At 47.6% G+C, this 16,326-nt stretch carries 10 protein-coding genes; 4 read left to right on the plus strand and 6 right to left on the minus strand.

Annotation, left to right across the window (positions count from 1 at the left end):
- The first annotated feature begins 126 nt into the window (after positions 1-126).
- The 3 genes from GKG43_RS14385 to GKG43_RS14395 are packed head-to-tail and all read left to right on the plus strand — an operon-like array spanning position 127 to position 4,674.
- Complete coding sequence (locus GKG43_RS14385; protein WP_055151473.1) at positions 127-2,502, plus strand: endonuclease MutS2; 2,376 nt, start codon at positions 127-129, stop codon at positions 2,500-2,502.
- Between the two features lie 14 nt (positions 2,503-2,516).
- The gene (locus tag GKG43_RS14390; protein ID WP_050640712.1) at positions 2,517-3,218 is read left to right on the plus strand and encodes a response regulator transcription factor; all 702 of its coding nucleotides are present in this window, start codon (positions 2,517-2,519) and stop codon (positions 3,216-3,218) included.
- A gap of 40 nt (positions 3,219-3,258) precedes the next feature.
- Complete coding sequence (locus tag GKG43_RS14395; protein ID WP_050640713.1) at positions 3,259-4,674, plus strand: HAMP domain-containing sensor histidine kinase; 1,416 nt, start codon at positions 3,259-3,261, stop codon at positions 4,672-4,674.
- A gap of 77 nt (positions 4,675-4,751) precedes the next feature.
- Here GKG43_RS14395 and GKG43_RS14400 read toward each other — a convergent pair whose 3' ends face one another.
- Positions 4,752-6,005, minus strand: a complete 1,254-nt coding sequence (locus GKG43_RS14400) for a substrate-binding domain-containing protein (protein WP_055151475.1) — start codon at positions 6,003-6,005, stop codon at positions 4,752-4,754.
- Between the two features lie 292 nt (positions 6,006-6,297).
- Between GKG43_RS14400 and GKG43_RS14405 the strand changes: the two genes are divergently transcribed.
- Complete coding sequence (locus GKG43_RS14405; protein WP_025655834.1) at positions 6,298-6,468, plus strand: 4Fe-4S binding protein; 171 nt, start codon at positions 6,298-6,300, stop codon at positions 6,466-6,468.
- 74 nt (positions 6,469-6,542) lie between these two features.
- On the opposite strand, the gene GKG43_RS14410 is transcribed toward GKG43_RS14405, so the two are convergent.
- The 5 genes from GKG43_RS14410 to GKG43_RS14430 all read right to left on the minus strand — a co-directional run bounded on the left by GKG43_RS14410 (position 6,543) and on the right by GKG43_RS14430 (position 16,190).
- Entirely contained in the window at positions 6,543-7,697 is a 1,155-nt protein-coding gene (locus tag GKG43_RS14410; RefSeq protein WP_157355616.1) for an MFS transporter, read from the minus strand.
- Between the two features lie 30 nt (positions 7,698-7,727).
- The gene (locus tag GKG43_RS14415) at positions 7,728-10,445 is read right to left on the minus strand and encodes an alpha-L-rhamnosidase (protein WP_083487017.1); all 2,718 of its coding nucleotides are present in this window, start codon (positions 10,443-10,445) and stop codon (positions 7,728-7,730) included.
- Positions 10,446-10,466: 21 nt separating this feature from the next.
- Positions 10,467-11,762, minus strand: coding sequence for an amidohydrolase family protein (locus GKG43_RS14420; RefSeq protein WP_055151481.1), 1,296 nt, complete (start codon positions 11,760-11,762; stop codon positions 10,467-10,469).
- Between the two features lie 69 nt (positions 11,763-11,831).
- Entirely contained in the window at positions 11,832-12,974 is a 1,143-nt protein-coding gene (locus GKG43_RS14425; RefSeq protein WP_055151484.1) for a uroporphyrinogen decarboxylase family protein, read from the minus strand.
- Between the two features lie 45 nt (positions 12,975-13,019).
- Positions 13,020-16,190, minus strand: coding sequence for a glycoside hydrolase family 38 C-terminal domain-containing protein (locus GKG43_RS14430; protein ID WP_055151487.1), 3,171 nt, complete (start codon positions 16,188-16,190; stop codon positions 13,020-13,022).
- Positions 16,191-16,326 lie beyond the last annotated feature (136 nt).

A 16,326-nucleotide genomic window follows, 5' to 3' on the forward strand; every position in this document is an offset into this window, starting at 1 on the left:
TACGGATTGTTCAATATTTATCCTTTTCAATATGCGTTAAATAGGGTAGAATGTTACTGTACACCATTCGGGCGTGTACAGTAAACGAGAGAATTTACCTGTGAACTCAGACAAAAGGTGAAAAAGATGAATCAAAAGACTTTAAATAAACTAGAATACAATAAAATCATAGCTATATTGGAGGAGCAGGCCTCTTCTATGAGAGGCAGGCAGCTCTGCCGCAAACTGAAGCCCATGACCGATCTGGAACGCATCAACACGTGCCAGGAACAGACCTCAGCTGCATTTACCAGGATTATAAAAAAAGGTCGACTTTCTTTAAGCGACGCATTCCCTGTAGGTGAATCCCTTAAGCGGCTGGAGATCGGCGGTACCCTCGGCAGCGGTGAATTGCTCCGCATATGTAAGCTTCTGAAAACAGCCGCACGCGCCAAGTCATACGGGCGCCACGATACACAGGATGATCTGGCGGACTGCCTGGATGTGTATTTTGAACAGTTGGAACCTTTGACGCCTCTTACCACAGAGATTGAACGCTGTATCCAGGGGGAGGACGAGATCAGCGACGATGCCAGCAGTACTTTGAAGGGTATCCGCCGCAGCATTGGCTCCCTGAATGATAAGGTGCACTCTACGCTGACGAATCTTGTCAACGGATCGTTGCGCACCTATCTGCAGGATCCGATCATCACCATGCGCGGAGACCGTTACTGTGTCCCTGTCAAGGCCGAATACCGAAACCAGGTGAATGGAATGATCCATGACCAGTCTTCTACCGGATCCACCTTATTCATAGAACCGATGGCTGTGGTCCGGCTGAATAATGATTTGAAAGAACTGTATGCAAAGGAGCAGGAAGAGATCCAGGTAATTCTTGCACGGCTGAGCGAAGACACTGCATTATATATAGAAGAAATCCGTAACAACTACAAACTTCTGACCGATCTGGACTTTATCTTTGCAAAAGGCTCCCTGGCCCTTTCCATGAATGCAAGCCGGCCGGTCCTGAATCAAGAGGGGCGCATCCGCATCCGGGAAGGACGCCATCCACTGCTGGATCCACGTAAGGTAGTCCCCATCTCCGTGACGCTGGGAGAGGATTTCACCCTGCTGATTATAACCGGCCCCAACACCGGCGGCAAGACAGTCTCGCTCAAGACAGTGGGCCTGTTCACACTTATGGGCCAGGCCGGCCTGCACATTCCTGCAGGAGACCGCTCAGAGCTTGCGATCTTCCGCCAGGTCTACGCAGATATCGGAGACGAACAGAGTATCGAGCAGAGCCTGAGTACCTTTTCGTCCCACATGACAAACATTGTCTCCTTTCTGCAGGAAGTGGATGAGCACTCTCTGGTGCTCTTTGATGAATTGGGCGCCGGCACCGATCCTACCGAAGGAGCCGCACTGGCGATTGCCATTTTATCACACCTGCATAAACGTAACATCCGCACCATGGCAACCACGCACTACAGTGAGTTAAAGGTCTATGCCCTCTCAACCCCCGGCGTTGAAAATGCCTGCTGTGAATTTGACGTAGAGAGCCTGAAGCCCACTTACCGCCTGCTGATCGGTATCCCGGGAAAGAGTAACGCATTTGCCATCTCCGGAAAGCTGGGGCTTCCGGATTATATCATAGAGGACGCAAAGCAGCATCTGACAGAACAGGATGCATCCTTTGAGGATCTGCTGACCGACCTGGAATCCAGCAAGCGCACCATTGAAAAAGAACGAGAGGCCATCGAGACCTATAAACGGGAAGTGGAAGCCTTGAAAAACCAGGCAAAACAAAAGCAGGCAAAGATCGAGGAGCAACGGGAGCGTATCCTCAAGGAGGCAAACGAAAAGGCCGGAACCATTTTACGGGAAGCAAAAGAACTGGCCGATGAAACAATCAGGAATTTCCAGAAGTTCGGCAAAGAAGGCATCTCAGCAGCCGAGATGGAGAAAGAGCGTGCGCGGCTCCGCCAGAAGCTGAAAGAGACATCCTCTTCCGGCACAATGACCGTCAAGAAGCCTAAAAAAGCATATAAACCGAGTGATTTTAAACTCGGGGAATCCGTAAAGGTACTGAGCATGAACCTGACCGGAACCGTCAGTTCCATGCCGGATTCCCGCGGCAATCTGACGGTGCAGATGGGGATCCTCCGGTCGCAGGTGAACATCTCCGATCTGGAGATCATAGAAGAGCCGGCGTCCTACACCGTTAAGAGTATGAAACGTACCTCGAAAGGAAAGCTGAAGATGAGCAAATCCTTGTCCGTCAGCCCGGAAATCAATCTCCTTGGGAAAACAGTGGATGAGGCAGTATCCGAGCTGGATAAGTACCTGGACGATGCCATACTCTCTCATTTAAGTACCGTCCGTGTTGTACATGGAAAAGGCACCGGCGCGCTCCGCAAGGGAATCCACGAATTCCTGCGCCGCCAAAAACACGTCAAATCCTATCGTCTCGGAGAGTTCGGCGAGGGAGATGCCGGAGTCACAATCGTAGAACTGAAATAGCAAGGAGGCTAATCATGGTTGCAAAACAAAAGATTTTAATTGTCGATGACGACGAAAATATCGCAGAACTTATTTCCCTTTATCTCGTAAAGGAATGCTTTGATACAAAGATTGTATATAATGGAGAGGATGCGCTCTCCGCCTATGAAACCTATCATCCCAACCTGATTCTCCTTGATCTGATGCTTCCGGGAATCGACGGGTACCAGGTGTGCCGTGAGATCCGCGCCAAATCCTCTACGCCGATCATCATGCTTTCCGCAAAAGGAGAAGTCTTTGATAAAGTACTCGGACTTGAGCTCGGCGCCGACGACTATATTATGAAGCCCTTTGATTCCAAGGAAATGGTCGCACGGGTCCGCGCAGTCCTGCGCAGGTATCAGCCCGTCAAACCCGAGGAGCCCGCGGAAGATAAGACAAAATGCGTTGAATACGACGGCCTCACGATCAATCTGACCAACTATTCCGTTGTCTGCGACGGGCATCCCGTAGATATGCCTCCCAAGGAACTGGAGCTGCTTTATTTCCTGGCTGCGTCCCCGAATCAGGTGTTCACACGGGAACAGCTCCTCGACCAGATCTGGGGATATGAATACATCGGAGACACTCGGACCGTCGACGTCCATATTAAGCGGCTGCGGGAAAAGATCAAGGATCATCCATCCTGGGGACTCAGCACCGTCTGGGGCATTGGTTACAAGTTTGAGGTCAAATAGCAGCGTGCCGCAGCGCACCTGATGCAAAAGGAAGTGCAGCATGAAAAGTACTTTGTACTTAAAGTTTATTGTCATTTATATCATATTTGGTTTCCTGAGCTTCTTCACCGTGGGAATTCTGTCCAGCCAGCTCGTGCTGGACAGGCTGGAAAAGAACGATTCCCAGAATCTTTACCGTCAGGCCAATCTGGTTGCCAGCGATTACCTGCCCTCCTACTTCACCGGGGATTCCACCTCATATGCGGTACATTCGCAGTTGAACGGTATGAATCTTTATCTGAATTCTTCGCTTTGGTTTGTGGAGTCGGACGGTACTATGATCACCTCCTCTAATCTGGACAATACAAAGGCGCCCGAGGCCATCGACGATTTTGACCCGGCGGAGATCGGGAGCAATCAGTATATCACCGGAGATTATCACGGTTACTTCAATGAGGATATGATCACTGTTATGGCGCCGGTAACGCAGGGTTTTTATATCAAAGGATATATCCTGATCCACAAGCCCGTTTCTGCGATCCAGGAGGTATGCAGCCAGATGATGTTCCCGATCTACATTACTGTCGCCGTGATTTTCCTGCTCTCCTTTCTACTTCTGCTGGGATTCCATTTCTTCATATACCGCCCCCTGCGCACCATCACGGAGGCGGCGACTCAGTATGCATCTGGCAACCTGACCTATGAGATTCCGGTCTTTACCCATGATGAGATCGGTTATCTGTCCGCGTCCCTGAACTATATGTCCTCACAGCTCAAGGACATGGAAGAATACCAGAAAAAAATCGTGGCAAACGTATCCCACGACTTCCGATCCCCGCTGACGTCGATCAAGGGCTATGTACAGGCCATGACGGACGGCACCATCCCGCCTGAGCTCCACGGAAAATATCTCAGCATTATCCTGTTCGAGACAGAGCGGCTGACTGACCTGACCAAGGACCTGCTTACCCTTAATGAATTCGATACAAAAGAACTACTTCTGCATAAAACAGAGTTTGATATCCAGGAAATGATCAAGAATACCGCTGCCTCATTTGAAGGCGCATGTACGAACAAGCGGATCTCTATCGAACTTCTCCTGCTTCCGGATGTACAGCTTGTATACGCGGACAGACGTAAAATCCAGCAGGTACTTTACAACTTGATGGACAACGCCATTAAATTCAGTGAGAATGAATCCACCGTAACAGTAGAAGTCACAGGCAGAAGCGAAAAGGTCTTCATATCCGTCAAAGACTCCGGCCTCGGAATTCCCCGCAAAGAATTGAATAAGATCTGGGAGCGCTTCTACAAATCCGATCTCTCCCGCGGCAAAGACAAGAAGGGGACCGGCCTTGGCCTTGCAATCGTTAAAGAAGCCATACAGGCTCACGATGAACACATCAACGTCATAAGCACAGAGGGTGTCGGAACCGAATTCATCTTCTCTCTCAGCCGGGCAGATTCCGGCAGATAAGCGAAAAAAGCAGCTGCAAAATAGCATATTGCTATCTGCGGCTGCTTCTTTATACTCTATTTATCTTCTTAAGCAATCTATTCATACAGCATATTCTGTATGGATTCCTCTTCCATGTTCTCCTGCGTAACCCAGATATACCCGGTATTTACCTCGGCCTCATTGCCCACTTCCAGGACCGTACGTGCCGCTGCGATCACGGATGCATATCCAATGCCGAAGGGATTCTGTACAACCAGGCCTTTAATCTCTCCGTCCCGGAGGGCATCCAGCTGTTCTTTTCCTGCATCGAATCCCATTAGAACGATTTCTTCTGTTTTCTCTGCATGGCTGAGTGCGGATACTGCCAGCTGAGTAGCTGTTACATTGGTTCCAAAGCAGCCTTTGATCTCAGGATGCTTTTCCAGATAATATTGGATCACATCCTCATCTGTGAGGCTGTCCGCAGTGACTTCCTTGGCTTGTTCCTTTTCTTCCTTAACCTCTTCTTTGTCGTCCTTAACTGGTTCTTTATCTTCCTTAACTTGTTCTTTGTCGTCCTTATCCTCTTTGTCTTCTTTATTGGCCTTATTCTGCTCCTCTGCGATGGCCTTCTTCATATCATCCATCTTATCCAGGTAAAGCGTTTCGGCAATTGTGACATCCGGATGGCCGCTTTCGATCTCATTCTTAAAACTGCTTTCGCGCTCCCTGCCTGTAGCTGACTTCGAATCATGCACCAGAAGCAGGATACTGCCTTTATCCTCTATCTCGTCACAGAGTTTATAGGCGCCGGTTCTTGCCGCCTCCTCGTTGTCAGTCTTAATGGTGCACTGTATCCCCTGATAGGAATTTCCCGAGTCCAGCGCGATAATCGGAATCCCGTTCTCCGTTGCCAGGTCAAACTGTACCGTACACGCCTCAGCATCAATGCTTGCAATCCCCAAAGCATCCGGATAGCGGGCCAGTTCCTCATCCAGAATATTTACCTGCTCGTCAATGTCTTCCACTCCGCCCGGAGCATTATAGGTCACCTTTACTTTGTCATCCCCGCTGTATCCCAGCGCCTTATTCAAATCCTCGGCAGCCTGTTCAACCCCTCTTTTAATCTCTTTCCAGTAGGCAGAGCTGTTATCCTTTCCTATAATAGAAATATAGGAGCCAGGTTCAAGCTTCAGGCCCTCTGCGTTATCATATGCTGACGGGGAAATCGCATTCAGGTTCCCCTGATATGGCGGTTCCTCTGTAGTATCTCCGGTAAAGGTAGGAGTGTCCTCCTTCTTGCTGCAAGCACAAACGGTCAAAATGATGCATAACATCGCAGTAGTGATGATTGTCCATTTTCTCTTCATAAAATAACTGCCTCCAGATTTTATATGCTGTCCCAGATTATTACCTATATACTATACACTAATCTTGTGAAAAAAAAAGGAATATTTTCTTAAATTTAATAAATTTTATGAAAATACCGGAAACTTGATGCCTGGAAGTCCTATCCGTATTCAAGATAAATGCTTATTGAAAATTGTACCTGATTTAAAGCATAAAACTGCTTGTATATTTATCCCGTTTGTATTAGAATGGGGATAGTGGCAGTACGAATGATGCGGCTGCCCATTTATATCATAAAGGAGGATACATACTATGGCACACGTAATTAATGATGAATGTGTAAGCTGTGGTTCTTGCGAAGGCGAATGCCCAGTAGGAGCTATCGCAGAAGGCGACGGCAAATACGTAATCGACGCTGATGCTTGCGTAGATTGTGGAGCATGTGAAGCAGCCTGTCCTACAGGTGCTATCGTAGCAGAATAATTTCAAAAATATACCGCAAAGTGATCACAAAGCAAAAGGGCGGCCACACGACTTGTTTCGTGTGGCCGCCCTTATTAACGGACAGCCTTGTGGACAATGAGCAATGCCGCAAGGCAGATTACCGCAGTTGATCCTATGCCTGCCCTCGTCCCCAAAATCTGGCTAAACAGCCCAATTGCCCAGCTGCCAGCTGCGCCGCCAAGCGCAGCAAATGCAAAGAAAGCGCCCATTGTGACCGCTGTGTTCTCATGACACTCGACCGAGATCCCCGCCCCCAGCGTCGGGAAAATTACCGACAGGAAAAGTCCGGATAATGGCAGAAGCACTGCTGCTTCCCCCGGTAATGTAACACCCAGAATAATACACAAGGCGGACAAAGAAAAATGCGCGATTAATACTCTTCTAATGCCGAATCTGTCAACATACATACTCCCGATAAACCGGCCTGCAGTCAGAAAAACAAAGAACAGGCTCAGCCAAAGCGCCGCCTGTTTCAGCGCCTGTCCCTTCTCATCTACAAAAAATGCAGTGATCCAGGTGATAATACCGGCTTCAGCCGCAATATACAGGGTTGCCAATGCATAATATTTTCCTGCCTTCTTAATAAGCATCGCTCTCAGAATGTCCTTGATTCTTAATGGACTGTCGTCAAGATAGGCCTGTTTTGGGTAACCCGTCTTGAGAAACAAAAGAACCGCCGCCAAAATAACTGGCAGTATGATCATAAATGCAGTCTTATAATCTCCGCCCTTCCTTAAGATCAGCCCAAAGGCGGCAGGTCCTATGATTGCGCCGATACCATGCATCCCCGCCACCAAATTGGTATATTTTCCTCTTTTTTCTTCTGGATAAATGTCCGCAACCGTCGTATTTCCTGCATACTCATAAAGCCCCAGTGAAAAGCCGATCAACAGGATGCCGATTAAAAATACGTATATATTCGGGGCGCAGGTATAAATGAAAATTCCTGCTGCAATGTTAACATTTGAAACAATAAGAGCTGTCCTCCTGTGGATTTTACCTGTCATACTCCCAAAAAAGAGAGAAGAAGCACAATATCCTATGTAGTGAACCACCATCAAAGCGCCGCCGACACCATAGCTGACTTTAAAAGCACTCGTAACATCCGTCAGCGTTGCCCCTCTAACAGAATCGCAATACCCAAAAAGGAAAAAGCATATCATCACGCCTGCTGTCACGGCTCTCAATCTGTTGTTTTCTGTCTTCATTTCTTCTTTCTCCTTTTTCATCTATTCCACTCAGACGAACGGCTCCTGAAATATATAATGCCCCGATTTTGCCTGCTTTTCCTTATAGGTCCCATTCCTGCGCGGTATGTATATCTTTGCCGCTGTTCCGCAAGGAATCTCTGCCTCCATATATATCTGTCCATTCTTTACTTCCCAATATACTTCGATATTTCCATAGGGGCTTCGATGCCTGCTCCATGCATACGTAATACGGGGATCTATAAGAGGCTTTACCACAATCTCCCTGTAGCCTTCACAGGCCGCATGAATTCCGCCGATTTCCCTGTACATCCAATCTCCTGCACAGCCAAAAGCATAATGATTATAAGAAGCGCAGGTTACTTCTCCATCCGGCTTAACCGCCTGCCACATCTCCCACACAGTAGTAGCTCCCATCTTCACTTCATAAAGCCAGGACGGGCATTCATCCTGAAATAGAATGTCGAATGCAGTCTTTGTATATCCTTCTTCCACCAGCACATCCAGTAAAAACGGAATGGAGAGAAATCCAGTGTCAAGCCTGCCGTCATTCTCCTCGATCAGTCTGACTAACATCGCGGATGTATGCTTCCTATATTCTTCCGGAATCAAATGAAACTGAAGCGCTAAAACATAAATACCCTGTAATTTGGTCTTTATCATACCCTTCCCGTCAGTAAATGCACGGATAAATGCATTTCTTACATTCTCATTTAATTGCTTATAGTATTGCACATCGTCATATTTTCCAAGGACTTGGGCAATTTGCGCCATCAACTCTGTAGAATACGCGTAAAAGCAGGTGGGAACGATGTCCATCGTACGATAGGCGCTTCTCAGCATATCTACATCTCCGGTCTGTTGGTCTATGCTTACACTCGGAGTCAGCCAGTCCCCAAAGTGAAAATTCGTATTCCAGAGATACTTTTCCCACTCTTCCCTTTTTATATTTCCTCCGGTGCCGTCCGTACTTTCCGGATGTTCGTGTTCTGCCGTATATCGAATATATTCGATCCATTTTTCCATCATTGCATAGTTTTCTTCTAAAATGCTCTTTTGGCCGTATGCCTGATACAGCCGCCACGGCACGATCACGGCTGCATCCCCCCATCCCGCAGAGGTATGGGTCTGATACGGAGTTGTACTGTTGGGATGATATGCCGGCAAATAAGGAACAATAATGGGGATCTGGCCATCCTCCAATTGCTCTTCCCGCATGAGCTTCAGCCAGCGCATAAAGAATTCCAGTACATCCATATTTCTGCATGCTGTCGGTATAAATATCTGCGCATCCCCTGTAAAACCTGCTTTCTCCCGCTGGGGGCAATCGGTGGGGACGGATACCATATTACTTTTCTGGCTCCACAGGATGTTGTGCTGTAATTGGTTCAGACGCTCGTCAGAGCAGCAAAATCCACCTGTCATTTCCATATCCGTATAGATCACCTGAATTTCAAAATCCTCTGGTTTTGGCTCTCCCGGATATCCGCTGATTCTGACATAACGGAAACCGTGATAGGTAAAGCTGGGTTCGAATATTTCCGGACCTTCTCCATGGAGAATATAGGTATCCGTCTGCAGTACGAATTCTCCGATGATATTGCGCACAAAATTTCCATGTTGATCCACCGTCTCGGTATGCTCCAGGACAACTTTTGTGCCGCGCTTTCCGCGTACTTTCATTTTTACCCTGCCGCACAGAACCTGCCCCGTATCGAGTATTGTTTCACCCCTGGGAGACTGATAGATGCGCGCCGGACTCAATGTCTCACATACACGTACCGGTTCACCTGTCTGCGCACACAGATTCTCATATCCATAATCTGCTGTCTGAACCGGCCTTAATTCCCTGGACCAATATCCCGGCAGGCTGAAATTTTTTCTTTCCTCCCGGGCGTCATAACATTCCCCAACAAAAAGATCGGCATATTTTACCGGTCCCATCTCGGAACAGCATGTCTCTCCCGAACCAAACCGTTCACGCTGTCCGTTCTCATACAAGACCTCTATCTGAAACAGCCCGGCCAATAATGTACCATACTGGCAGCTGTCTCCGGTCAGGCCCACCTTCCCGCAGTACCAGCCTGGGCATATTGTCATACCCAGCGCGTTATCTCCTGTCTTCAGACCGTCCGTGATATCATACGTCTGATACTCCAGACAATGGTCATAGGAAGAGTTGCCCGGTGCATACTCCATATCTCCCACCCTGCGGCCATTCAGTTCAAGACGGTAAATCCCATGTGCGGTTGCATAGATTCTGGCGGACCGCAGGCATGGTTTTACTTTAAATTCCATACGTATCATCTGTCCCGGCTGCATTTTGATGTCATCTATTGGAATGCTTGAATAGGATATTTCTGCGCTCTCCTGGGGTTTTTCTCGGTAAGCCGGAACCTGCTCGGGCACCACCCATTTTGCGGTCCAATCCTTTTGATATAAAAGTCCCGTTTCGAACCATCCGCTGTACTCAGCGGCTTCCCCATGATTACTCCAAATACAGGCTTCTATATCATACCTTGTAAAAGACTCCAATTCCCGGCCTGCATACTTTATTCCAAACGACTGCCCGCTTTCCAGCGCGCCTGTATCCCATAATTTCCGGCCTTTGTCAAAGACCTGCAGCCGATAATGTACTTGTCTGGTATCCGGCACTTCACTCTCATATATCCAGGAAAACTCTGGTCTCCTGGTATCAATCCCCATTGGATGAGTCCTGTGTTCACATCGAAACTCTGTAATTTTCATTTTTCTATCCTTTTCTTTGGATTATAGTCCAAACAGCTCCTTTGGATTTTGATATAAGATTCTTTCTGCAAATTTCTTTGCCTGCCCCATTGAATATGTTCCTTCTTCCACGCACTGAGCAAGTACCATACTGATATTTTCGCGGGCCATCAGCTGGTGCCCGTAAACCGCATCCAAAAACAGGCTGTCTCCGCCAAATCCATTGATTTTCGTAACCGGAACGGTATCTAAAAACTCGGCAAGCGCGCATCTGCTTGCATATGGAGAAATGACGTGTGCCCAGCACATATCGATATATACGTTAGGGAACATCTTAGCCAGCGCCGCCAGGCTTTTATGATACGGATATCCGATATGAAAAATATCGAATTTTATATCCGGGTATTCTATAAAAAAATTGTTTAACAATTCGGGATTGCTGTTTGCAAGGAAATTCGGACATCCCGCCTGCATGCCCGTATGTATTTGATAAACCAGCTTGTGTTCTGCTGCAAAATGCAGGACAAAATGCATCATATAGTTCTGAAAAGCTTCCCCCTCGTACAGCCCCCTTCTCCACGCAGGCAGGTGCCGCTCTTCAAACAGGTCCAGAAAGTCTTTTTCCGCCTCACTCTTTGTGGAATGCCCGTATTTTAGGCTTCTTGCGTAGGCCAGCCCGAGCTTAAAGGCCACTGCCCCGTTTTCAACAGCAGTTTCCATTGAATGTGTACATGCTTTAAGCCAATCCTCAAATCCATTGATCCTAATCCCTGTGTCCGCTTCAATCTGTTCCAACTGCTGCCTTGTTTCCGGAAATATAAAGGCATCCAGCCTGTGCGCCGGGCGGTAATACCGCCTGTCGCATTCCAGGTCAAAAGTATCCTGGACGGCAGTTTCAATCTTACATTTCTCCCATAACACTTCTTGAAACCTTCCCGACCCTCTGGCTGCGAGGAACTTCTTATTCAACTCCAGGACGGTGTCCCACGGCGTCTGTGAGTCAGGAAAATGCATCCCGTACAATCCTTCCACCGTTCTGTCCAGCTGCCGGTAATATGCTGTGTTTTCAACTCTGCTTAAATATGGCTTTAATATCTGCCATTTTTCTTCCAGCTGTGCCTGCCCGGATTGCGCTGTTTTGCATCGAGATAATGTTGCCATCTCTTCATTGCGCATTCCCGCACTGATCAAATCATCCTGTAAATACGATGATAAATATTCGCTGAAAAAATCCACCGGCTCTTCCAGTTCCTGTTCCCAGTTTGGCAGATGCTCATGTGTATCTATAATCGTAAGGTCATTGACATAGTCTGCTATTGTCTGATATAACGTATTCATTCTTCTTCTCCCTCTGTCCAGACAACGATTCAGATAGGCCTGAACTGTTACCTGACCACGGCATGATCATTAAATTTGGTTTCTGACCACTTTTGAAATCATTAAAAACTTTTCATATTCTACGCCCGGGGGGCAGCTGTCGGAATTCGCAAGGATAAACGGGTATCCCTCCATGTCCTTCAGCAACTCTTTTACATAAACCTCCAATTCACTGAGAGACCAATTCAAAAACTCTGTCGGTTCGATACCTCCCACAAGGAATTTTTCTTTAGGAAGCACCCTGCGTGCCTCTTTCATAACTATATTGCCGGTAGGCGCAGGGGATATCGACTCAATCCCATGCACCTTTGATCCGGCGATCAGCCCCAGAAGCGCCTGAAGGTGGCCACAGGCATGCTGCATATACATCTTCTGGCGGCTCTCCAGTATTTCAGACCATTCATTTAATTCCGGCAGAATATATTTTTCGTAATAGGACGGGGAGATATTGGTGGTGGATGTATCTTCCCAGGTGAGGAAGACTTCCGCATCTGACCCAGCGGATATTTCCACTGCAATCCGGTCAACTCTGCGTATACTTTCCAGTAATGCTTCCACTTCTTCCGGATAATCCATTAAAGCATATACCAGTTCCTCCGTTCCAAGCCAGAATTCCAGCAATGACTGAAAGGCGCTTTTCAGATTTATTTCTGGCATCAGCATAGGCACAATGAGCGCTTCCTCTCCTACCTCTGCCGCCGCTTTATTGTACGCAGTATAATCCGGAATGAGTTCCATATGGTCAAAAAAGTATCTGGCGATTTTAAAATCTTCCTCTTCTTTAATGGGATGTTCCGATAAAAACCACGTCTCACCATCCGGCGTAATGATATATCTGGCAGTCAGACATCCTATGGGGGTACGGATTGTCATCGTTCTTTTCTCTTTATCATATACGTCCTCAATGGAGCACCCCTGATAGACGGTCTGATACATCCGCAGATGTTCATATTCTATTTTTGTAGGATCAAATCCCCTGATCAATGGATCCGCACCCATTTCCTGCATGACCTGCATCATGCTCTTTCCCCTGGCCTCTTCCGGATTAAAATCATACCAATATGCCAGATTCGGGCACCATGGAGTGCGGTCTGTCTTCTCACCGCGCAGTGCGGCCAGCAGTCTCTGTTTTGGTGTCATTGTTTCTTTCGTCTCTATTATCTTCGTTGTCATTGAAACCTTCCTTTCTTCCTCCGTTTTAGCCCTTTTATCAGTCCGTCAATCCAGGTCTAAAACGACATATAACGTTTTTATCTCAAACGGCCTTACCTCAATCCAGAGTGAATTGCCCCCGCAGGAGATATTCGATTCCATGTCCTGTATCAAATTTTCCATCAAATCGCATTCCCAGGCCTCTTTCATACAGGAACCAAATGTGATCTCTACCGTGCAGTGCCGGTTAAATGCCTCATAAAACCTTACCAGTATTCCTTCACGCCCTTCCGCTTTTTTCACCGTCTCTATTACAATATTGTTCTGTTGTGCCTTCACAATACTGTAACGGCCTGGTATCTTCCCCGTCTGCGGGCCCAGCTGCTGTGTAAAGACCATCTGGTTAAATGCTTTTGAATACGGTACCACCCCGGCCTCCCGCCAGTCTCCCGCATGAGGGTAAAAGGCATATCGAAAGGTATGCTCCCCCTGATCCGCCTTAGTATTCGGATAAGTGGCTGATTTTAATAGGGTCAGACGCATATCCCCTCTATGAATATCGTATCCATACTTACAGTCGTTCAGAATAGCCGCTCCGTAACCATATTCAGACAAGTCAGCCCATTTCTGCCCGCATACCTCGAATTTTGCCGCATCCCAGCTGGTATTGGAATGCGTAGGCCTTAGAATGCTGCCGAACTGAATATCATAGGCTGCATAATCCGAATGAATATCCACCTCAAATGAAGCCTTTAAAAGCGTATGTTCTTCGTGCCAGTCGATCCATGTTTCAAACTCAATATACGGAAGTACATGATACATATGCATCTTTTGAACAATGCAGGAACTCTGATATTTTCTTGTAATTTCTATTGTCCACCGGAGTGGTCCGTTTTCCGTAACGGATACGGATTCAGCTTCGTTTATTTTCCACATTTTCTGGCGGTAGTATTCCGTGATATCCCATGCATCAAAATTATGGGGCATATCTTCAAAAACCAGAAGCTGATTTCCTTTTCCTCCCTTTTTCAGAACCTCTCTCTTCTCTTTCTTATCATATATCCCAGTAATAACGCCATTCGTATCCAGGCTGATCTTCCAGTATTGGTTTTCCATCTCTGCCGTAGTCGCTCTCACATCCGGAACCTGATGTTGTGCGCATTTCGCTTCTTCCTTCCCGGCTAACCGGTAAGTACGGTACCCAAAAGACGGAAGGCCCTCCAAAAGTACCAGTGCTTTTCCGCTGTGGAGGGGCTGCACCGGAACAAAGCCGTTCCTCTCATCCATAATTCCGCTGCACCAGTCCGGAAGTTTTGCCTCGGTAATCTGCGGACAGGTGCTCCCTGACGCATGGAAAGCTGCCAGTGAATGGCCGTCAGTGCTGATCAGCGCCGCAACCTCTTCAAGCGCTTCACTTTTAATTCCTCCAAGGCATTGAAAAACACTTTCGTATTCCATGTCAGACACTTCATACACCTCCGGTATCGATGTTCCGGGAAGAATATCGTGAAACTGATTGCGCAGTACAGTTTTCCACATCTGCTCCAGCCTGCTGTGCGGATATTGATAACCATCGCTTAAGGCAGAAGCAAGCGCACCATGGAACTCTGCCTCCGATAGTAAGCATTCGGCCCTCCGGTTGTATTTTTTTGTTTTGGCGCGGCTCGTATAAGTACCCCGGTGATATTCCAGATACAGCTCCCCTACCCACTGGGGAAGGCGTACTCCTTGCCTTTTTTCTTCCAGAAGCTCTGTAAAGCCGGATATACTGGAAAACCGGAACTTAGGGCAGCCCGATATTCCCTTTTCGAGACGCCTGCCATATTCCAGCATCCAGTCTGTCGTTCCTCCGCCTCCGTCTCCATAACCATATGGAAGAAGTACGGTGTCGCTAAACTCCTTCTGCTGAAACCTTTCATAGGTCTTGATCAGCACATCCGGCTGCAGGAATCCATTATACGTACTGATCGGAAAGCCCTCATTCAGCCCCTGCAGGTCTTCTTTCGGAAGCACCGATGTTATAATATAAGCAAGAACACTGCTGTCATCAATCCCATGCCATTCGAACAAATCATAGGGCAGCCGGTTATATTCATTCCAGCAGACCTTTGCAGTCATAAAATATTTGATCCCGGATTTGTTTAGAATCTGGGGTAAGGCGCCGCTGAACCCAAAAGCGTCCGGCAGCCATAATACTTCGCATTCCTTCCCAAATTCCTCTCTAAAAAACTTCTTTCCATAGTATAGCTGTCTGACCAGTGACTCTCCCGATGTAAGATTACAGTCGGCTTCCAGCCACATTCCGCCGTCTGCCTCCCACCGTCCTTCTTCCACACGCCTTTTAATCTGCCTGAATATGCCGGGGTAATCTTCCTTTACATATTCATAGAGCTGGGGCTGGCTCGAAAAGAACCGGTATTCAGGATACCGCTCCATAAGCCTCAGCGCATTTGTAAAACTTCTGGCGGCCTTTTCCCGCGTCTGTTCTGCTGTCCAGAGCCATGCAACATCTATATGGGTATGCCCGATTCCGTATACTGCAGGCCCCGTCATTTCCTCTGCCTTTTTATAAAACGCATCGTCCAGGTACAAAGACGCCTCACGGAGGCTCTGTCTGAACAGCTTCCCCGAAGTCCTGCTGTCCCTGAAGTCCAGAATGTTTACCGCACGCTCCAGAATCGCTCCAATTCTAATCCGTCTCTCGTCCCCCTCATGTAATTCCGCTATAACTTTCATCGGAACCTGGAGATCATAGACCACTTTATCCACAAGGGTATCAAACTGCCCATACGACAGGCTGACCGGAAATACCGCATCATCCATGCCCGAATACACCGATACCTCATACACCAGACATTCACCTGGCACCGCCTCTTTACAAAGGATCATTTCCCGGTGATTAACATCCAGTCCCTGAACCAGTTCTTTGTTTTGGAAAACCTTAAACTGAGGGTTGGCAATATTCCAATCATCTGTGTGTTCCGTAGAAAACTCTGCCAGAAGTGTTTTTCCTGCAAACCTCTCCGGAACGATCATCTCAAACTTCATCCAGCAGTGGGCATCCTTTCCACCCCATCTGACAGAATTACAGCACTCCTCGTAGCGGCCGCATTCCGGTGGATATAAGGAAAAGGGGCTTCTTGTATCTATGTACATTCTGTCCGGCCCTCTTTTATGAGTCACCCTGTATTTTTCCAATTCTTCTATCGTTCTGCGGACCCTTCCTGTAATAAACATTCCGCCTCCATTCTCTGCACATCTCAATTACCGTACTGTTCCTATGTCTTGACGGCCCTGTTTAGTAAATACACATTTCGCAATGTATAATCCTTTCCAGAACCGTACGTGCGGCTTTCCCGCATACGGCTCTTCA

Source organism: Eubacterium sp. BIOML-A2 (genome assembly GCF_009680135.1).
GTDB lineage: Bacteria > Bacillota > Clostridia > Lachnospirales > Lachnospiraceae > Faecalicatena > Faecalicatena contortus_B.